This is a genomic window from Pseudoalteromonas phenolica, assembly GCF_001444405.1.
In the GTDB taxonomy this organism is placed as follows: domain Bacteria; phylum Pseudomonadota; class Gammaproteobacteria; order Enterobacterales; family Alteromonadaceae; genus Pseudoalteromonas; species Pseudoalteromonas phenolica.
Genome location: NZ_CP013187.1, coordinates 898,138 through 919,442, shown reverse-complemented (window position 1 = coordinate 919,442; position 21,305 = coordinate 898,138). Strand labels below are relative to the sequence as shown.

Annotated in this window: 16 protein-coding genes; 7 read left to right on the top strand and 9 right to left on the bottom strand. The window is 39.6% G+C overall.

Going from position 1 to position 21,305, the window contains the following annotated elements; all coding sequences use genetic code 11:
* Positions 1-7: 7 nt before the first annotated feature.
* Positions 8-811: a polysaccharide deacetylase family protein gene (locus tag PP2015_RS04060; protein WP_058029061.1), complete on the top strand. Its 804-nt coding sequence runs from the start codon at positions 8-10 to the stop codon at positions 809-811.
* Between the two features lie 253 nt (positions 812-1,064).
* Here the strand turns inward: PP2015_RS04060 and PP2015_RS21855 are convergent, their stop codons facing one another.
* Positions 1,065-1,232 carry a DUF6435 family protein gene (locus tag PP2015_RS21855; RefSeq protein ID WP_128724684.1) on the bottom strand — a complete coding sequence of 56 codons (168 nt, stop codon included), beginning with the start codon at positions 1,230-1,232 and terminating at the stop codon, positions 1,065-1,067.
* 166 nt (positions 1,233-1,398) lie between these two features.
* Here PP2015_RS21855 and PP2015_RS21850 point away from each other — a divergent pair, with 166 nt between their 5' ends.
* Complete coding sequence (locus tag PP2015_RS21850; RefSeq protein WP_157599066.1) at positions 1,399-1,572, top strand: hypothetical protein; 174 nt, start codon at positions 1,399-1,401, stop codon at positions 1,570-1,572.
* A gap of 143 nt (positions 1,573-1,715) precedes the next feature.
* Here the strand turns inward: PP2015_RS21850 and PP2015_RS04055 are convergent, their stop codons facing one another.
* Together PP2015_RS04055 and PP2015_RS04050 are read right to left on the bottom strand one after the other, a co-directional pair.
* A complete protein-coding gene (locus tag PP2015_RS04055) occupies positions 1,716-3,707 on the bottom strand; it encodes a winged helix-turn-helix domain-containing protein (RefSeq protein WP_058029060.1) in 1,992 nt (663 codons plus the stop codon).
* Positions 3,708-3,829: 122 nt separating this feature from the next.
* Positions 3,830-5,473: an SUMF1/EgtB/PvdO family nonheme iron enzyme gene (locus PP2015_RS04050; protein ID WP_058029059.1), complete on the bottom strand. Its 1,644-nt coding sequence runs from the start codon at positions 5,471-5,473 to the stop codon at positions 3,830-3,832.
* A gap of 310 nt (positions 5,474-5,783) precedes the next feature.
* On the opposite strand from PP2015_RS04050, the gene PP2015_RS04045 reads away from it, so the two are divergent.
* Entirely contained in the window at positions 5,784-7,592 is a 1,809-nt protein-coding gene (locus tag PP2015_RS04045) for a sensor histidine kinase (protein ID WP_058029058.1), read from the top strand.
* 21 nt (positions 7,593-7,613) lie between these two features.
* Here PP2015_RS04045 and PP2015_RS04040 read toward each other — a convergent pair whose 3' ends face one another.
* Both PP2015_RS04040 and PP2015_RS04035 read right to left on the bottom strand, forming a co-directional pair.
* Positions 7,614-8,300, bottom strand: coding sequence for a lipoate--protein ligase family protein (locus PP2015_RS04040; protein ID WP_058029057.1), 687 nt, complete (start codon positions 8,298-8,300; stop codon positions 7,614-7,616).
* A 170-nt stretch (positions 8,301-8,470) separates the two neighbouring features.
* Entirely contained in the window at positions 8,471-11,338 is a 2,868-nt protein-coding gene (locus PP2015_RS04035; RefSeq protein ID WP_058029056.1) for a TonB-dependent receptor plug domain-containing protein, read from the bottom strand.
* 585 nt (positions 11,339-11,923) lie between these two features.
* Between PP2015_RS04035 and PP2015_RS04030 the strand changes: the two genes are divergently transcribed.
* A complete protein-coding gene (locus tag PP2015_RS04030) occupies positions 11,924-15,337 on the top strand; it encodes a methyl-accepting chemotaxis protein (RefSeq protein ID WP_058029055.1) in 3,414 nt (1,137 codons plus the stop codon).
* Between the two features lie 212 nt (positions 15,338-15,549).
* Positions 15,550-16,866, top strand: a complete 1,317-nt coding sequence (locus PP2015_RS04025) for an NAD(P)/FAD-dependent oxidoreductase (RefSeq protein ID WP_058029054.1) — start codon at positions 15,550-15,552, stop codon at positions 16,864-16,866.
* Positions 16,867-16,923: 57 nt separating this feature from the next.
* Here PP2015_RS04025 and PP2015_RS04020 read toward each other — a convergent pair whose 3' ends face one another.
* Together PP2015_RS04020 and PP2015_RS04015 are read right to left on the bottom strand one after the other, a co-directional pair.
* Positions 16,924-17,451, bottom strand: a complete 528-nt coding sequence (locus PP2015_RS04020; RefSeq protein WP_058029053.1) for a hypothetical protein — start codon at positions 17,449-17,451, stop codon at positions 16,924-16,926.
* Between the two features lie 20 nt (positions 17,452-17,471).
* A complete protein-coding gene (locus tag PP2015_RS04015; RefSeq protein WP_058029052.1) occupies positions 17,472-17,732 on the bottom strand; it encodes a DUF3081 domain-containing protein in 261 nt (86 codons plus the stop codon).
* 128 nt (positions 17,733-17,860) lie between these two features.
* On the opposite strand from PP2015_RS04015, the gene PP2015_RS04010 reads away from it, so the two are divergent.
* Entirely contained in the window at positions 17,861-18,562 is a 702-nt protein-coding gene (locus tag PP2015_RS04010; protein WP_058029051.1) for a hypothetical protein, read from the top strand.
* A 97-nt stretch (positions 18,563-18,659) separates the two neighbouring features.
* Complete coding sequence (locus PP2015_RS04005; protein WP_058029050.1) at positions 18,660-19,499, top strand: SPFH domain-containing protein; 840 nt, start codon at positions 18,660-18,662, stop codon at positions 19,497-19,499.
* Positions 19,500-19,513: 14 nt separating this feature from the next.
* Here the strand turns inward: PP2015_RS04005 and PP2015_RS04000 are convergent, their stop codons facing one another.
* Both PP2015_RS04000 and PP2015_RS03995 read right to left on the bottom strand, forming a co-directional pair.
* Positions 19,514-20,503 carry an AraC family transcriptional regulator gene (locus tag PP2015_RS04000; protein ID WP_058029049.1) on the bottom strand — a complete coding sequence of 330 codons (990 nt, stop codon included), beginning with the start codon at positions 20,501-20,503 and terminating at the stop codon, positions 19,514-19,516.
* Positions 20,504-20,513: 10 nt separating this feature from the next.
* The gene (locus PP2015_RS03995) at positions 20,514-21,302 is read right to left on the bottom strand and encodes an SDR family NAD(P)-dependent oxidoreductase (RefSeq protein ID WP_227009192.1); all 789 of its coding nucleotides are present in this window, start codon (positions 21,300-21,302) and stop codon (positions 20,514-20,516) included.
* Positions 21,303-21,305: the final 3 nt, after the last annotated feature.

Genomic DNA, 21,305 nt, shown 5'->3' with positions numbered 1-21,305 from the left:
TTCTATTATGCAATTCATCACACCTATATCACTTGCTCTGTGTGCTTTAACCTCTCTTTCAAGCCATGCTTTTTATCCCAATACAGCAAAGTATGCAATCAGCTTAAGTTTTGATGATGCACGAAAATCTCAAGTTGACGTTGGTATTCCCTTACTAAACAAACATGATGTTAAAGCAACTTTCTATCTCATGCCTTACCACATGCAAGGCAAAGAACAGCAGTGGAAACTGGCTGCAAAGGCAGGCCATGAGATCGCAAATCATACATCCAGTCACTTATGCACAGGTAACTTTCGTTGGCTAAGAAAGCAGGATAAGGGCTTAGAGCAAAGTAATTTAAGCTTTTTAAAAGAGGATATAAAGCACGCGCAGCAATATATAAAAACGCATACAGGTGTCGATGCAAATGGATTTGCTTATCCATGTGGGCAAACATTTGTTGGCCGAGGCACCGAAGTAAAAAGCTATGTCCCTTTAATTGCTGAAACATTTAGTTATGGTCGAACTTGGAATGATGAAACAGCTAATGATCCTTTTTATTATGACCAAGCACAGATCCGTGCATTTAGCATGGATGGGAAAACATTTTCAGAACTGAAAGCACTCATAGAGCAGGCTAAATTCGACAATGCATGGATTGTACTCGCGGGACACGAAGTTGGCGAAAAAGGACCTTACACTGTCGACCGAATTGCTCTGCAACAATTAATTGAATACATAAAAGACCCATCAAATGAATTTTGGCTTGCGACGGTTAGTGATGTAAACGAGTACATAAACAGAAAAACCAAAGGGCACGACAAGAAATAATCAACAAGATTAAGATTCTACTTTAGTATTTTTAATCTTGTTTAAAATCATATAAACAGCATTCATGTTTCTAAACCACTTAAGACACAAGTGCATGATTTATTTTGATATAGTTAAACTTCACTCAAAAGGCTAGGCTTTAGAAAATAGCTGCTTGGTCGAACGACGAAAACAGTGGTTTGGCAAGTTTAGGAAGAGCCCGCCTTTCTTAACCACAATGTTATGATTAAGAAAGCCTGATACGCAGGCTTTCTTAATCAGGTAATTTTTCAATCTCAGTCCATAAGCTTTCTGCTTCTGCTGTCAGCATAGAGTATGTTCTGATATCCCCATTTCTTTGAGCATGCATCGCCTTTTCAAGTAACGCATCATACTCCTTGCGCATTTTCTTTTTTGGGTTTCTTTTAAACAAGCCAAACATAGTACCCTCCAAAATAAAACCTTCAATACGGTAATCATACCCATAAGATCAGTTTTATATTTCTGAACAATGACTGAATAAAAAATGAACCAGTTCTTTACCACAAACGTTCAATAATTACTGAAAGCTTTAAAGATTAACCTTAAATTTTGTCGAGGTGATAGCGATGCATGATGAAGAATTTGATCTCTCAGTCTTTAAACCGTTGGCTAATAGAAACAGTGATGAAGTACTCAATAAATTAAGGAAGAAGCAATTGGAACTAGACAATGCTCATGAACTAGCAGAAATAGAGTCACAACATAGTTTGGACTACTTGTTCGACGAGTTAGACCTGTAAAGGTGAACTTTTTTACTCAACGTTCGTATATTTAATTGGGTTTCTCATCTTCCTTCCTTTGACTTTCCTTTGAGAGTGCAGACAAGGAAGCTTTTATTAGCGAGTCAATGGGTGCGCCACTTTGGTGGTCCACCCATTTTTTATTACAAGCCTGCCATTTGAGCTTCTGCGTCTATGCCGACTGTCGCCAATCTTTCTTTGCGCCAATTTAACCACCAATATGACGCATGATTAGCGATGAACTCTCTATATTCAGCTAATTCATGGATTTCACCTTGCGTTTGTTTAAGCTCTAACAACATTAATGCACTGTTTAAGCTTAACCAATTAAGATGCTGACCACGACCGATATTAAACGAACGTTTTGCATAACTAATTGCACTTTGTATGTTGTTAAGGGCACGATAATATTGTGCATGTAACAGTGCGGAACGAGCAGGCTCAGTAATTTTTTCGATCACTGCAAGCGCTGCTTCAGGCTTATCTGCTTGTAAATATAGTTTTGATAATTGATCCGCTGAAGAAAAGAATACCCAATAGTTTTCAGGTGTCACAGGTTTATCTAATACCTCATGATAGAATTTAATTCGATCTTCAATTGTTTCAGCAAATAAGGCGAAGTGATACGTAGGCAGCATATAGTGAGAACCATCTAGCTGGTACTCAGAGAGGAGAGTCTTGGCCTGGATAAGATAATCCATGCGCGCTTTTTTCATACCAAACTTGCTGGCTTTAATTGATAGCAAAGTATAAGCGCGTATTTCAGCCACCGGTTTTTTTCCTAACCTCGCCAGACTAGCAGCCTTATATAAATAACGATGTATCGCATCATAATCTTCTTTCGTATGTGCTATCGAATGTGCAAGCTCTGCCATCGATTTATTTACTTCAGCTTGCAGATCATAAATATGCGCGTCTGAGAATAATAAATCAGCCTGCTCATAGAAAGTCTGTGCTCCTACAGCATCCCTCTTTCCTTGATAAAGCTGCCCCTTTAACCACTTACCATATGCATAATAGAGAGGGTGTTCCAACTCACTTTCAGCCAATAATAATTCTATATATCCACTGGCTGAATCAAACTTATCAGCTTGGATTAGTTGATGAGCTAATAATGGCAGTGCATGCAAAGATTCCCCCATACTATCATGCATAAGAGAAAGTTCAGCTGATAGTAATGACTCACTTTTCAAAACAAAATAATCACCTTGCGAGAGTTTACTTAGCAGCGTTTTGGTCTGTTTTGCTAAATCAGACATTGAGGTACCGTACAAGTAGCTGGTCCAACTGCGCTCCTGACCTTGCACAAGCAGCTCCAATAAGTACGGCATCTTTTTCTGCGTCGCTGAGTCACCATTACTTTTTAAAATACCAGTAAATACCAAAGCATTGCTGACGTTCAATTTTTGATACTGCATAAATGGCGAGTTAATAAATTCTCTAGAAATTAGTGATTTATTCTCGAACGCAAAGTCTAGATGAGTATGTAAGGTTACCAATTCACTTTGAAAATGCCTCGGACTATCCGCTGTAAAAGGAATAAACTGTAATTCACCATCAAATGTTTGTTCTGTTCGTTCAAGGACAGGCTCTTGAGCTTGCCTTTCACCCATGAGATTAGAAAAACCATTTAAATCTTGAAAGTACACACCTCCTAACAATAAAGAGACCATCATCAGGCATACAACACCAATACGCACATATAAAGTTTTATGTAACTCTTTTGGCTCGATGGTTATTTTTGGATTAGACCTTTCTTCTATCCTACCTTGTTGTTGTGACACGCTTAGGTTAATTGATTCCTTCGGATTTACGGTCTCTTTAGAAGCCTCTTTTAGTTCATGAATCATCACTAACTCGAGTTGCCACTGATAGCCTTTTTTTGGAAAGGTTTTAATTGCATCCTCGCCTAAAATTGCACGTAATTGACTAATGTTTTGAAAGACCACTTGCTCAGATACGACCTTAGAATGCCAAACTGATGTGAGGATATCTTCTTTACTAAATACTTTTTTAGGATTAGAGATAAAAAGCATCAATAAATTAGACTGCGTGCTGTTTAGAGGGATCACCTTACCAGCTTTAAATAAGATTGACTGACTCTCATCAAACTCAAAATCTAGAAACTGGATCATACTTCACGCAACCTTTGCTTTTATTATTTTGAAAGAGAAAAAATGGCCCTGAACAGTTTTCAATGATGAGGGCCGGATTTCTATCTTAGGGGTTTTAACTGATTTTTAAAACTTAAACGACACTATAACTTTTTTACATCTAACCAATTAATAGAAAAGCGTGTTCGCTCACCCATAGGCTTAATAGTGAGTACGTGCGTACCTTTAGGTAAAGTCACTGGTACTGCACTTGCTGTTTGCCAACCATCTTCGCCAGTAGTAGTGATTTCTTTCAATAATTGTCCATTTAAAAACACAGAGAAAGTCTGCTTGTCACCACTATGAAATACTCTAGGCTCAAGGGTATACTTACCCGCTTTTGTTACCTTAACCTGATAATCAGCACTCGTATTACGCATATTGATAAAAACCAAATCGTGTTTAGGTTCTTGAGATGAGTTTCGTACATTGACCGCTGCACCTTTACTAAATGCCTCTGCCTGAATTCGGGCCGGTAAGTTATGCGTAATGACTGTATTTGAATCAACCGTATTCGAAACTAACCCTTCTCTCTCGCCCACTTGTGCTGTTACTGTGTATCTCGCCTTATTTTTACTTGGCTTAGTATCTACATATTTCAGCTCTGTTATCCCTTGCGCAATAACTTTCTCATGATTAGAGACCAAATCTAAACGTGTAATCTTATAAGTTGTGCCTAACGACTGCCTACTATGCTTCCAAGTTAAAACAACATTTGGCTCTTTTTCATGTAAAGATAAATCAGAAACCTTAGTTGGATATTCGGCTATTTGAGCATGAACAACTTTTGCCTGCTTTTGTGCTTGAGCTAAGCCCATAACAAACTCATTATTGCCAGTTTGAGCAGGTAGAACTTTTCCTTTTGTATTAAGTACCAAGCGAAAACCTTCTATTGCCGCGATAAAATCATCAGCCATTTCACCTCTTCGGTCTAGATCAGGTACCTCCCAGTGCCAACTGCTGCCTTTAGCAATACGTGAAGTACAGTTAGCTTGAGTTACAGGACCACCACCTTGAGGGAATCCTTGTTTACCATCAATATAACAATCAGCAACCACCTCCTGAATATTTCCAAGCAGATCATGCACCCCATATTTATCCGCTTTATATAAGCCAACGGTAGAAGAAAGTATCTCCTTATCGTTACAATCCTCAATGGTATAAGCAGATGAATATGGGGCTTGATAAATTTTTCCTGTCATCGCATTTGCGTGCTGGTCTGCTAAATTGGCTATTTCACATACTTGATGACGCTTTTTGCCTTTTTCAGAAATATACTCATCGTAACCTCCTGTCTTCATTACATAAAGCCATTGAGCCTCTGACATTAACTCATACTGTTTACCTGTTTTATTAGACAGCCATTTAGCATAATCTTCAGCACCTGTAATGCCGATACATACCACAGGGTGATACTCAGAAAGATTGAAGAAGTTATTATCCCACGAACCATCTTTCTCCCCAGCCCCAAACCACCCGGGGCCAATTTCATGCATACAATTTGTTGGCGCCTTGTAACCCGTATCTTCAACAAACTTTCTAAACTCTGCCACAGTGAGTTCATACTTTGCCATTTGAAATGGCTGCATTATTACTTTATATCGACCTTCACCTGCATGATTCTTTGCCATAAAGCTGCCAGCAGGAATACTGGCAGTAGGAGGCTCAAAATAAGTACTTACCTGTGAATTAGCGATAGCTTGAGCGCAGCTTAAAGCTGAGACTATTGAAAGGATATTTTTTACCATTGTGTGCTCCATTTACACCTGCTTTGTTGTTGAACAAACCATAGAGCCCACTCAATATTTAATCCTATTATTTTTCTAAAATATTCTTCTTCAATTTTTTAATCTTTAAATACAAGGACTTTAATTTTTTTATAGCGACTAAATCCGGCTAATTGAATACCATTTTCTTAAAAAATTACGCGCTTAAATTTTTTTAGGGTAATAAATGTCAGATTTGCACTATTGAGTTTTTCCACATTTACAGGCATGTTCTACACTTAAGTAACGCTAAAATTAAATAAAACATTATGAGAGTCTGTTTAAGGGTGCCATGAGATTAAAGAGCGGATTTATCATTTCCCAAGCTTGTATCATTATCAGTTTAATCGTCATTGTTGTTGGTGGTATTTTTCTACATCAACAGTCACAATTGAACAAACAAACAGATCAACAACTTCTCGAGTATAAAAATACTTTTAGTCGCTTTCTTAATTTGCAATCTGCATTTAGCCTATACCGTTCAAAAGACATTGAAAACGAACTTAGAGAACACAAAAATAATTATGCTCTTGCAGCGATTTCACTCAAACAACGTATTGAGAAGGATGACATTGCTCTACTCTTACTTAGCCAAATTCAAGTGGGGATCGGCGAATTTGAGAAAAACTTGTTAGAACAAATAAAATTGCAGAGGCGTTTGGGGTTTGATGAAGACAGAGGATTAAGAGGTTTTTTTCGTAAAGCTGTACATAAATTACAATCTATCTCTTCAACGATAGAAAATCACCAGTTTGAAATATTAGTTTTAGAACTTAGACGAAGAGAAAAAGACTACCTACTACGTTGGGACCAAAAATATCTCAAACTCCATAAGGAGTTAATAACCAAAACACAGCAACTATTCCTCTCTCTCCCTCCTGAATTGAGCGCAGAACTAAACACCAGACTCAATGAGTATAATCAAGGATTTAATCAATATATTTATCATTTAGAAACACAAGGACAACATGCTTCTCAAGGCTTAAAAGGTAAAAACAACGAACTTTCTAAAGAGCTTGGAGAGCGTTTTGATAAGCTGTATCAACATATTAATGAACAGCAGGCATCGACAGCTCAAGATTACCTTAGAAATATCTTTATCCTTATTTTGGCTACATCCATACTAAGTCTTTCTGTCTCCTTTATTATTAATCGCAGAATGACTTTTTCTCTAATTGCTGTCACCTCTTTTATTAAAAAACTGTCTAAAAGTGAAGATTTTAGCGAGCGATTAAAACTGGGCGGTAATGACGAACTTTCTCAATTTAGTGATGATTTAGGTGTGCTGTTAAGTCATGTTGAAACACTCATTGAAAGATTATCTATGGCACAAAAACGACTTATTGAAGATGCAAAAATGGCTAGCCTTGGCGGGTTAGTGAAAGGTTTTGCTCATGAGTTAAATACCCCGCTGGGCGTTGCCATTACCAGTGAATCTTTTCTGAGAGATAAAGTAGGCAAGCTCAAAGAAGACTTCAGGCAAGGAAAGATTTCTAAAGCCAACTTGCAAATTTTACTGCAAGAGTTTGATGACTCACTCAATTTAATTGAAAGTAATTTAACTCGTTCAGCAGAGCTCATAACTAGCTTTAAGCAAGTTGCATCTCATCAAGAATATGACGAGTTGGTTGAGTTTGATATTCTTGAATTTTTGGAAAATTTAATAATCAGCTTAAGACACGAAATTGATAAGCATAATGCAAATATCACGCTCGACATCCCAAAAGGGATGATCATAAAAAGCTACCTAGGTGCGTTTGGACAAATATTTACTATCTTTATCGTCAACAGCCTACGTCATGGTCAAGTTGAAGATAAAATACTCAATATTGAGGTTTCTTGTAAATTTGTCAGCGGTGCGATCCATTTCAGATTTAGCGATGATGGTGCCGGCATAAGTGAAAATTTGCTAGATAAGGTGTTTGAGCCCTTTGTAACAACAAAACGAGGAGAAGGTGGAACAGGCTTAGGTCTAAGTATCGTTTATAACTTGGTCACCCAGCGCCTAGGTGGTCATATTGAATTACAAAGTATTGAAGGCAAAGGCATATGTATTTATATGCACTTCAATGATCTCCCATTTCGTCAGCACTTTGAGTGAATTACCTAAGAATCATAAAAGCTATGAAAAGGCCTTTATTAAATTTTGAAAGTAACCCTCAACAGAGTCTTGCTGCTCAGTATGTTGAGTTAAGCAAGTATGGGCCTCTGAACGAACACGTTCAGTTTGTTGGTGGTATTCGTAACAGGTATTTACGGGGTTTATGATGGTGCTAATGTCTGTTTTAATTAAAATACAAGCTTGTGCAAGTACCACCTTTCCACCACCATTCTTAAGCACCACTCGCTGAGCTGTTCCCACGACTTTTTTTCCTGAAATATTGAGATTGTAGTCACCATCACAATAAGAAAACTCAGTGGCATGTACATCAACTTTAACGTTATATAGAGCAAAAAACCGAGATAGCTTGTCACAAAAACCTTGATAGGCTTTGGTTATTGAATAAGGTGTTTGCTCATCCCAAACATACATATGAGAAACATTAATCACGCCGGGGACTTGTGGTACAGGCGCACCACCTGTTTTGCGACTAAACAACTGCCACCCCATTTGCATAAGCTGTTGATGCAGTCCTTCTGAACTTTGCCACTTATTACCAGACGGCAAAACCAATGTTGGCTTATCAGGTTGCCACAAAATTAAGGCTTTATTTAACTCCCCTTTTTGCAATTGACCTAAGACTTCCGTTTCTTTTGCAAATACATTTTCAACCTGAATATTTGGATACAATAAAAGTTTAGGTTTCATAGGCTAGTAACCTTGAGTTTTGTTTATATTTTAATTGTTGCATCAGCAATATATAACAAAATAGGGTCGAGTAAAGACAAGTTTGATAACACAAAAAAGCGCCCAAATTGGGCGCTAAAATAAAGTGGGCCAGGGAAGCCCATTTGATGCTCTAGTCAGACTAGGTCTGATTAGAAATCAAGCTTGAAGCTTGCAAATAGACGACGACCGATTGTGTCGTATGTACCTGGAGCCGTATTTGCGTTAAAGCCACTGTGATAACGAGGTGCATCTTTATCTAACAAGTTACTAATACCCACACTAAAGCGAGCATTATCCATGCTATAGCTTGCGCTTACGTCGTGATAAAGTACCGCATCTGCGATATTGTCATCAGTAATTGACGCTGGACGTAATGCATCCGTCGTTTCACTGATATAGCGAAGGTCATAGTTCGCATCCCAGTTATCACCGCCAAAGATGAACGAGGTTGTGAACTTAAGCTCAGGATAGATTTCGAACGGGTAAGCATTACCTACCATGTCACGCTCAAGGCCTAACTCAACCCATGTTTCAACACGCTCGATGTTATATGTACCACTTACACGCACACCAATGCGGTCAGTGAAACCTAAGTCAGCTTCTGTCGAGTAGTCCAGTTCAAAGTCGATACCAGACGTATCCAGCTCACCAACGTTACCGAATGCAAACGTTGCATCATTAGGAAGACCAAAAGATGCGATTGGCATCGCTTTACCGTTATCATCTTTCGGGAACGCCGAACATGAAGACGCAGAGTAATCTTTTGAATCCATACAACTATTAAACAGTAACTGGTATGGCGTAGAACCAATTAAGTCTTCAATACTGATTCTCCAATAATCAACACTGAATACTAAGTTATCGTCCATTGGCACTGTGTATACAAAGCCGATGTTTGTGGTTACCGATTCTTCAGGGATCAGGCTTTTCTCTGGTGCTTCTGTTGTATAAGCTGGTTGCCAAGCGTAACCTAACTCAGCCGTATCAGCATCCGCAATACAATTAGCTCTTTGCTGATCGGTGATATCATTACGAATGTCTTCAAACTCACAAATAAAGTCAACTGTTGGGAAACCAGTAGATTGGTTTTGATTCATCTCAGAAATATTTGGTGCTCTAAAACCTGTTGAAATACCACCACGTACTTTAAGTGAATCTAGTGGACGCCAATCAACTGACACCTTAAAGTTTGTCGAGTCGAAAGTTGCGCCTTTATTATTCTCATAGTCAGAATAACGAATTGCCGCTTCAATTGATAATGAATCTGCAACAGGGATGAAGGTCTCAAGATAAATTTCGTCAGCAGTAAAACTACCTAGTTGAGGATCACTCGCACCACTGGTTGTTAGACCTTCTGATGAGAATTCATCTGGAATTGATTCGCCTTTTTCTTTGCGGTTTTCAAAGCCTGCAGCCCAGCCGATGAAACCACCACCAAAATCTGTTTCAATTTCACCTGATAAAGTCGCGATGATGTGACGAAGCTCACCATAGCTGAAATCTTTCAGTGAATTCGCACTTAGATATGCCATTTGCTCGGGCGTGATTGCACCAAAGTCAGCAAACGGGTCTAATACACCCGCAGCTTTACAGTCGGCGTTTGCCGCACAATTTACTGCATTTGTGATAGTCTGCCAGCGGTCAAAACGGTGATAGTTTTTGGTGTTATCAAGTTGTTCATTATAACCATGAGTGAAAGACACATCGTAGAACATGCCATCACCGATTTCACCTTCAAGACCCGCTAAAATTCTGTAGGTATGCGCTTTTTGAGTAAAGATACGACCACCAGACTCTGTGAAACGACGGTTAATATGAATACCTTTCATAGGATCCGTTTGTGCTTCAGTTAAGTCAGATGCCGAGAAGTCTACACCCCAAGGGTTACGATCTGCAGCACCAAATGGGTTATTCGGGTTATCCCACACATACTGCATTTGACCTCGTCCAAATGATGCATCAGGCGCTAGACGTTGCAGAGATTCACGTTGCGTATAAAATGCGTCAACATACGCATTGGTGCCATCAGCCACTTCGTATTTACCATTTAAGGCAATTTGAAAACGGTCGTTTGGCGTGATTAACGCATTGACTGGCGCATAGTTATAAACATCTTTAGTGTTGTCATATGGTCTAACTTCACCAGTGTCTGCATCTACAACCCAGCTTGCTTTGTCAGGACCACCTGCGGCTGCGATTGCAGCCCTTTGGTCACCGGTTAAACGAATGGTTCTTGAGTTTGAACTACCACTGGCGACAGCTTCGAAACCTAAAACTTCACCTGTATTTTCATCACGGATCGCTGAAGGGTAAAGCGCATCATGTGCCCAATCACGCTCACCCTGCTTTAACTCTTCTTGAGAGTTGTATTCTAATGCAACAGTGATTGAGCCTTTGTCACTGGCTGTACCCATTAAGACAGAGAAGGTTTTTTGCTTTGCATCCCATTCAGAGGTACCTGCACCAGCACTACCCGAAACGCGTACACCCTCGAAATCATCTTGCAGAATAATATTTACAACACCTGCAATTGCATCAGTACCATAGATAGTTGAAGCGCCATCTTTTAAAACGTCAATACGCTTAACCATTGACATAGGCACTTGGTTTAAATCTACTGCGCCGTCAGAGTTTACGTCGCCGATTGAACGCTTACCATTGATAAGAATAAGAGTACGGTTAAAGCCCATACCACGAAGGTCAATTTTCTTTGCACCATCGTTACCATTGTTAGTTGTCGCACCAAGCTGGAAACCTGATGTCGCAGGAATGAACTTTAAGAATTCATCGACACTTGTCACACCTGATTTAGCAATATCTTCTGCATCAAAACTTGCAACTGGACTTGCCGATTCAAACTCAGCACGTTGAATACGTGAACCTGTTACTTCGATTCTTTCAACATTTTTGCCTTCAGTGTCTTCATTTGCGATAGCAACACCGGTAGACAGTCCTGTAGAGATCACTGAGCAAGCAATCGCATATTTTACTGCTTTAGCTACTTTATTATTTTGCATTATTTCATCCATCTTAACTTATAATTTTTATCAAAAACATACATCCACCCCTGAGGAAGAGACGGATTAACAGAAACTATACAAACCTGTTAACAGCCATAAAAATATGCATATAAATAAACACAGTCAAGACTATAAAAAACTAGCAAACTCTATTTAAACCCATGATTATTGCAAAAAACACACCCAACAAAAAACTAATGAAAACACAAAAAATAGAATAAAAACAGTAGCATAAAAATAAACAAAACATTAAAAAGTGAAAATACAACAATAAAACAATAACAAACAAGTCAATTAACCACCCTTATATTGCAATAAAAGGAACAGTTACAATTTAAAAAAAATATGAATATTTTTGATTTAAATTATGTAAACAGGTAGGAATCATAAAGGCACAAAAAAAACAACATAAAGAATATTAAATTTATAAGCCATATTTTTAAAACAGATCATTTCCAAAAGTGGAACAATCTATGTATTTTGGTTATATAAAGAAAACTTTATACTTTGATTTTGTATAAATACTAGGCTACCACTTAGTATTGCATCTTTTATTATTGGTACATTTTTAGGAAGCTAGGCATGGACACTGCAACTCCCTCATTTAATATTTTCAGCACACTCAAAGCAAAACTCATATCAGCCTTTACTTTAATTTTGTGCATTTTAGCGGCAATCGGAATGACCGCCTATTTAGCATTAACATCTGCCGACGAAGGATTCAAAAGCTATCGGGAACTTGCAAGAGATTCCAACCTTGCGAGCACATTACAATCAAACATGCTTATGGTGCGAATGAATGTGAAAGACTTTCTTCTCACAGGGAGTGAAAAAGACCTTCGTGAATACAACCAATACTTTGAAGAAGTTGATCGTCTCATACTCGATGCCAAACAAGAGATAAATAAGCCTGAACGGGCACAAATGGTCACTAAACTCATTCAAGAAATTGAGCAATATAATGTGACATTCGAAGTCATAAAAGCGTATCGGGTTGAGCGCAATGAATTAGTGTTAAACCAACTAGATATTATTGGTCCTAGAATGGAGCGTGAGCTAACGCAAGTCATGCAAAGTGCCGCCCAATCTAATAATACGCAATTGGCTTATGCCGCAGGTGAAGCAATGCGCAACTTATTACTAGGCCGATTATATGTTGTGAAATACCTTGAAAGTAACCAACTTTCAGCGTCTGAGCGAGTCAATAAAGAATTCTCTAGCTTCCAAGACCAGCTCATAAATATGAGTACATTTAATTTAAATACAGAAAATCAAACTAGGCTAAACAACATCAATGATATGTTCCTTGATTACACAAATGCCTTTAATCAAGTTCAAAGTCTTATAATCGACAGAAATGACAAAGTAACCAATGTATTAGATGTGATAGGTCCGCGTTTCGCCGCTTTAGTCAAAGATTTAAGTAATTCTGTTAAGTCGGATCAAGATATTCTAGGCCCTCAATTAAAAGCCTCTAATGAACAAGCCGTATCGCAAATTTTCATTATGTTCATGACAGCGCTTGTAATTAGTGCTGCTATCGTATTTTTCTTACTTCGAATGGTAATGAAGCAACTCGGTAAAGATCCTAGTGAGCTAGATAACATTGCGACCGCCATATCAAAAGGCGACTTAGACCAAGACTATAATGAACGAGCACCGCAAGGTGTCTTCAAATCTATGCTCGAAATGCGAGAAAGCTTAAAACTCATCCGTGAAAAAGAAGAACAAGAACGTCGTGTGGCAAGGGTCAATGCCCGTATTAAAAGTGCATTAGATAACGCCAATTCTAATGTCATGATCACCAATACTGAGCATCAAGTCATTTATTTAAATAGCTCAATTCAACACATGTTTGAAGAAGTTGAAACGCAATTACAAACTGAGCTACCTCACTTTAGTGCAAAGCATATTCTAAATGCGCAAATCAATGGATTAATGCCTTACTTTGAACAACACCTTGCACAGATTGAAAGTCTAACCACTAGCCTTGAAGAGCAATTTGAAATTGCAGGAAGAACATTCAAGCTGGTCGCAAGCCCTGTCATCGTTGAAGCGCAACGTGTTGGTACGGTATTCGAGTGGCAAGATAGAACAGATGAGCTTGCAGCGGCAAAAGAGAAAGCACGTATTGCCTCTGAAAATGCACGTGTAAAATATGCTTTAGATGGCTCTTCTGGTCAGGTGATGATCGCAGATAAAAAACTAAGTGTAATTTACATGAATAACGCCATTCATGACATGTTTAAAATTGCCAGCCAAGATATAAAACAAGCTATTCCACACTTTAATCCAGAAGCCATTATTGGGAATCGAGTCGATGCGTTTTTTGAACATTTCAGCAATAAAGTAGAAGAGTTCAAAACTCAAACGACAAGCATTGAAACTGAGTTTGTGATTGCTGGTAGAACATTCACTGTTATCGTTAGCCCTGTTAGTGTTGAGGGTGAACGTGTTGGTACAGTATTAGAATGGCAAGATAGAACTGACTGGTTGGCTCAAGAGCGGGAAAAGACACGTATTGCAGCTGAAAATGCCAGAGTAAGATATGCCCTTGATAGTGTCTCGGGCAATGTCATGATTGCAGACAAAAACCTTAATATCATCTATGCGAACCAAGCACTGAAAAGCACCATAGAAAGTGCTGAAGGCGATATTCAAGCCCACATAGGGCAGTTCGATGCCAACAACCTAATTGGCTTTCCAGTTAATCAATTCTACTTGGAACCAGAGCAGCAACGTGTCTTATTTAATAACTTATCACATACCCACAATAGCACTGAATACATTGAAGAGCGGGTCTTTTCTGTGACCTCTAATCCTATCTTCGTAAATAACGAACGTATTGGTACAGTACTCGAGTGGACTGACAGAACCGCAGAAGTAAATATTGAAAAAGAAATAGACAACTTAGTGCAATCTGCCGCACAGGGTGACTTAAGCCAGAAGCTATCTCTTCAAGATAAGACAGGCTTCTTTGAAAAACTCAGTACAGGCTTAAATAACCTTGTATCTACGGTCGAGATTGCACTTGATGACGTCACAAAAGTGCTGAGTGCATTAGCTCAGGGCGACTTAAGTAAACGTATCACCAACGATTACGAAGGCTCTTTTGGTCAGCTAAAACAAGATACCAACAGCACGGCCGATAAACTGACCGAGGTCATTGAAAACATCACCCATGCCTCTGGCAGTATTACTCAGGGCGCAAATGAAATAGCTCAAGGTAATGCAGATTTGAGTCAACGTACTGAAGAGCAAGCCAGTAGCCTAGAAGAAACCTCGGCAAGTATGGATGAAGTTACCGAGATTGTTCGTCAGAGCTCTGAAAAAGCCGAAGATGCAAATGCCCTTTCTATGACTGCTGAAGACAAAGCCAGTCATGGCGGTGAAGTCGTGAAACAAGCCGTCAGCGCAATGCGTGAAATCAATCAGTCGAGTAAACAAATCACCGAGATCATTAGTGTAATTGATGATATCGCATTCCAAACTAACTTACTTGCCTTGAATGCGGCTGTAGAAGCAGCCCGAGCGGGTGAACAAGGTCGAGGGTTTGCTGTCGTTGCTGGTGAAGTACGTAACCTAGCCCAGCGCTCATCAAATGCAGCAAAAGAGATCAAAGATCTGATCAGAGACAGCCAATCTAAAGTTGAAGAAGGCACCGACTTAGTAAACCGCTCTGGCGACACCTTAAGTGAAATCGTTGAAGCCACCAGCAAAGTACGCGTCATGATGGCTGAGATTGCCCAATCAGCAAGACATCAATCAGAAAGCATTATGCAGATTAATACTGCGATTACTCAAATGGATCAGATGACCCAGCAAAATGCAGCACTGGTTGAGGAAGCAGCCGCAGCTGGTGAAGCCATGGCGGAACAAGCACAAGTGATGAACCGAACGGTAGAATTTTTCTCCTTAACTGAACGCAATGCTTCAACTCCAGCTTTAGAGCAAACCTATCTACCCGATGAACGTTACTTGCCAAATTTGGCTTAATGATTAACGATCATTAAAGGGCTGCTTTTGCAGCCTTTTCCATACTCAATTTGAAACATTTAGAAATACTTTTTTCATATTGCTAGCAAACAGTTAGGCGTACAATAACCTCAAGTTGTGCAAGGTTATAACGACCTGAACATCATGTACGTAAATCTGATATTTACAAAGGATTGTGCTCAGCTCTTTATAACTTTTTAAAGGGCACAACTATGATTAACACGCATCCCAATATTGTCATCATCGGTGGCGGCGCTGGTGGCCTAGAACTGGCAAGTAAATTAGGGAATAAACTTGGGAAGTCTCGTCGCGCAAATATAACTTTAATCGATAAGAACCGAACACATATCTGGAAACCGCTCTTACATGAAGTGGCGACAGGCTCACTCGACACAAGCTTAGATGGTGTCGTTTATTCTGCCCATGCGGCTCGGCATGGATTTCAGTTTATTCTGGGTGAGTTCATCAATTTAGACGCTGAAAAACAAGCAATATACCTAAAAGAGCAATATGATTCAGACGGTGAATTAATTTTGCCACAACGTACCGTTCACTATGATGAGTTAATCATCGCCATTGGAAGTGTCAGCAATGACTTTAATACGCCTGGTGTCAGTAAACATTGTTATTTCTTAGACTCTCACCAGCAAGCCGAGCGCTTTCAACATGCGCTACTTAACTGCTTCACGCGTGTACATCAAGCTGCAAGCCAATTACCTGAAGAACAAAATCGTCTTTCAATCGCCATTGTCGGTGGTGGGGCAACCGGTGTTGAACTCAGCGCCGAACTTGTTCATGTCGCTCAACTTCTAAAACACTATGGTATGAGTGCGTTTACCAGCACCAAGCTCACCATTCATTTAATTGAAGCCGGGCCAACTATACTACCTGCCCTACCGACTCGAATAAGTAACTCTGCGCGAGACGAGTTGCGTCATTTGGGTGTAAATATCTTAGAAGGCACCAAAGTGAGCAAAGCAACTTCTGAGGGCTTTATCACCGACGACAATACCTTGATCCAAGCCGATTTAATGCTTTGGGCGGCGGGTGTAAAAGTGGCTGACTTTATTAAAAACCTCGACTGCTTTGAGTTCACTCGCAACAATCAAATTAAAGTAGACGAATATTTACAGGCAAAAGGCACTTCACACATCCATGTATTGGGTGATGCTTGTGCCTGCGAGCAAGAAGATGGCACTTTCGTGCCACCTCGCGCGCAAGCTGCACATCAGATGGCGAGTAATGTCGCGCACAATATTTTAGCCAAATTCACAGGCAAAGCGCCAAAACCTTTTGTTTATAAAGATCACGGTTCACTGGTGAACCTTTCTCGCTTCAGTGCAGTAGGAAGCTTAATGGGCAACCTGACTAATAACACCATGTTTATCGAAGGTAATCTAGCGCGAGTGATGTATTTATCGCTTTATCGTATGCATCAAAACGCCATTCACGGCCCAATTAAAACCACGGCTTTGTGGTTATCAGAAAAGTTACTGCGCAGCGTGCGCCCTAAGATGAAATTGCATTAAATCTATAATCAGCCTGAACATTTAGTAAAGTTCAGGCTGCTATTTTTTCACTTCTTTTTACTGTCCTTCAGCCAGTGCTAGCACTTCATTCAATGCCGAAACAGAAAACCCTCTGTCGTAGAAGTAGATAATTTTGCCGTTTTTATCGAGTAGCATCACTCTGGCGTTATTCGGGTTTTCATTACCTGTAAACGCTTGGATTTTTTCACCGTCTTCATAAATGGTGATCACCCCACCCCATAGCTCTTTAGGAATTCCACGACGCATGCCCTCATCGATTTGCGTGCTAAACATTCTAGGGAACATGCCAGCAATGGTGGGTAACTCATACGCTTTAATATCAGCGCCTTTCATATCCAAGCCAATCAACCAACGGTCAATGTCGAACTGACTGTCCTGCTTGTAGCCAACCAAAAATAGTGCAACTTCACCTTTAACGAAATCAGGTAGGTTAATACGCTGCTTTTCTAGGCTTCCACCTGAAACACTAGGAAAAGCTTTTCCCGTCACATCTTGGTTTGGGTATTGGGCTGCACAGCCCGTTAATAAAAACAATACAAATATAAGTAAAAGTTGTTTCATCAATTTATTATTCCTTTTTGGTTTTACTGAAATTGCTTGGCAATGACATCCAGCTTTTTCAAAAATTCTTCTTTTAATTTACTGTGCTCGTATTCAAGGTCATATTTGTTATGAAACCCAAAACGGAGCAGCACCCCATTACCCTGCAAATAGATGGTATAGCCATCAATGTCAGAGAACGCCGTGATCCCTTCTAAATGCTTGCCCTGTTCGTATGGCTCACCATGTTGTTGAATATGCTCATATACACGCAAAATATGTTTTGACTCTAAATTATTCTTCATATGCCGACCTTATTGCATTCATCACTTATTTTTACGTCTTACACTGCCATTAAGTTTAGTCTGATTTTGCTTTCACATTGTTTTCACACCTGACTTGCGACCATCAAGTAAAATTAAGGAGCAAAGCCATGCGAACTATCTTTCAACTTTTACTACTTATTTGGTTGTTATTTTTAAGCAATCAAACCAATGCAACACAATTTGAAGCGTCACACTTAAAGTCTGTCGTTCAGAATGCGATCCAGCGAATTAAAGACGTCGACAAAACAAAGTGGGCATTTGAGCTACACAGCATTGAGAACGAAGAAGGAGAAGTCACAGACTATACGGCAGCATTTAACGGTGCGCTTCCCGAGGGACAAAAGTGGCAACTGCTCACGAAAGACAAAAAACCTGCGACCGACAAACAAAAGCGCGCTTTTATAAAACAACGCAATAAAGACAAGAAAACCTTCAGTGTTAAACTTGATCAGCTTATTACTATAGATTCATTACAGTTACTCGATTCTACAAACGAGGCGATTACGGCAAGTTTTGATGTCAACATCCCAAAACTCGGGGATGACGCCATTGGTAAGCTAAAAGGCACATTAGTCGTCTCGCCAAAAAATCACTTACTTAAGCAAATTACCATCACGAATTTAGCTGAGTTCAGCCCTATGGCCATGACAAACATAGAAAAATTTAAGATGGTTTTAACCTTTACCGAAGTGTCGGGGCAAGTACTACCTATAAATGCAGAAATGACGATGCGCGGCACCTTTGCCGGCTTCATGGAACTCAATGAAACCTCAAAAGATAGTTATATCAAATATAAACTTTTAGAATGACGACGAACTTGTAATACAAATGTATAAAGAATAGATTTGTTTTAATAGAATCAATTATTTAACATATCTACCTAGTTTAAAAAAAGGAAACACACGCATGATGCAAAAAAAGTCAAAAGTAGGTAGTACCATTGGCTCTATTATAGCTTTAGGAGTTTTTCTATTGTTTGCCGCAACCTCGTGTACAAATCCAAGTACACCCGCGGGCCATGAAGGTTATGTATACGAGCAACCAAGATTTTTTGGTTCTGGCGGATATCAAGGCAGCTTGATTGGACCCAGTAACTACGGCTTTTCTTTGCTGAGAAATAAAGTACTGAATGTCGATATGAGGCCAAATACATACACTGAACGCTTTAATATTTTGGCAAATGATGACCTTAATATTAGCTTCGACTTTCATGTTGTTATTTCAATAAAATCTGGCGCAGTTAAAGATGTTGTAGAAAGTTTTGGAAGTGACAATTGGTATGAAAGGTATGTCAAAGAAACTTTCAGAACTTTTGTACGCGATGCTGTACAACAATACGACAGCAGAGAGCTTAAGGCTAAACGCGAACAAATAGCGCAACGAGTGACATCTAAATTAAAAGCTTATTTGGATAACACCCCATTTGACGTGAAACAAGTAGTTATTGGCAATATTAATTACCCTGAGATTGTTGCCAATGCCGTTGAGAAAAAGTTAGCAGCACAACAGTTATTGGCCGAGAAAGAAACCCAAAAAGCAATAGCGCAAAAAGATGCTGAAATTAGAATTGAAGAAGCAAAAGGTATTGCTGAAGCACAAAAAATAATTAACGCAACTTTAACGCCTAATTACCTACAATTAGAAGCTATAAACGCACAGTTAAAAATGGCTGAATCACCAAATCATTCAACCGTTTATATTCCTGTTGGCACAAATGGCATTCCACTTGTTAAAGGTACTCAATAGTTCTAAATTAGAGTTTAACCTTGCCTATAACTACCCGGTGGTTGACCAAACCACTGGGTAAACGCTCTGATAAATGAGTTAGTCTCTTGATACCCCAATAAAAAAGCTATTTCGCCTAAAGATAATTTAGATTCATGTAGGTAATGGCTCGCCAACTCTGCTCGAACTGATTGTAAAAGGTCATTAAAATTACTTTTCTCAGCGCTTAATTTACGTTGCAGTGTGCGTTTGCTCATGGCCAGCTTTTCAGCAACATATTCAATTGCACTATGCCCTGCTGGTAATGCCTCTAACAATACTGCGGTGACTCTTTCAGCCATAGTCGCTGTCGCATCTAACTCATTTAATTTTTGTTGCAGCTCATCAGCAAAAAATGCCCACATTGGCGCATTAGCAGTTAAAAAGGGTCTATTTGTATCCTCATGACTAAAATGTATTTGCACTGATGGGCCCTGAGTTAACTTACACCCAAAGTAAGCTTGGTACTCAGCTAAGTTCTCGGGTAACTCGGGCAATTGAACAAACAAAGGCTCTATGAAATGGCGAGTTGTTAAACGTGCAAGTTGAGTAAAAAACACCAATTCTAATAAACCGACGCTTTTTGGTAATGAACTTGGATAGCCATAACAACTTACCGTCAATCCAGTCCATTTTGCTGTCTCTTTAATATCCATCATCATTGGGCCAATGAGTGGCTTGTACTGCTGTAAACGCTTTAGAGCAGTATTCAGATTAGGGCTGCAAACCGCTGCAAAAAGAGGCGCATCAAAAGCTTCAACCGATAAATGTTCAGCCAGTAATAACGGCAGACTTCTCTCTCCTGCCGCCAGCTCAATACCGTGCCATAGATTAAAATACCCTTCAACGGATAAGGTTGCATTTGGGCGAGTAAATAGATCTGCGGGCAATTTCGCCAAAGCCAACACCATGCTCGGTTCGAGCTGCATATCTTTGAGTAAAACCTGCCAAGTAGGAGAAATAGTAAATTGCTTTGCCCGCTTCATACAAGCCTCTTTATGCTGTTTTTTCCATGGATTGACGAGATAACTTTAATACCAATTTTCGAGGTAAAAACGGGATCACCCAATTTAATAAAAACTTCAATCCAGCCTCATTAAAAGCCAGTAAGTCGCCGCGATGCATCGCATTATAGCCACATTCAGCAACTGAACGTGCCGATCTTGCGTTATTAAATACTTCAACACCATCTAAATTACCTGCCGATGCAAATTCAGTCGCCACAGGTCCAGGGCAAAGTGCTGTTACTGTAATGTTATGCTCAGCTAACTCTTGCGCAATCGCCTGTGAGAAAGATGTCACGAATGCTTTAGTTGCATAATATACCGCTTGCAACGGACCAGGAATAAATGAAGCTGTAGACGACACATTCAAGATTTTACCTTGCTTTCGGCGGATCATACCTTGAGTGAAATAATGAGTGAGTTCTACCAATGCATTCATATTCACTTGCATCATAGCTTGATCAGCATGTAATGCACGTTCTGCAAATTTTCCATGACCGCCAAAGCCGGCATTATTAATCAGTGTATCAACCTCAATGCCTAGCTGCTGAGTTTGGTTGAAAATATGCTCTGCCGCATTCTGCTCAGACAAATCCGCTGGTAAGACAGTGACTTGCACTTTATGTTCATTGCGTAATTGTTCGGCCAGCTGTTCAAGTTTATCAGCCGAACGTGCCACTAAAACAAGATCACCGCCTTTTTCTGCGTGAAGCTTTGCTAGCTCCAACCCAATACCACTCGAAGCGCCTGTGATTAGCGCTGTGTTATGCATATTCGCCATTAT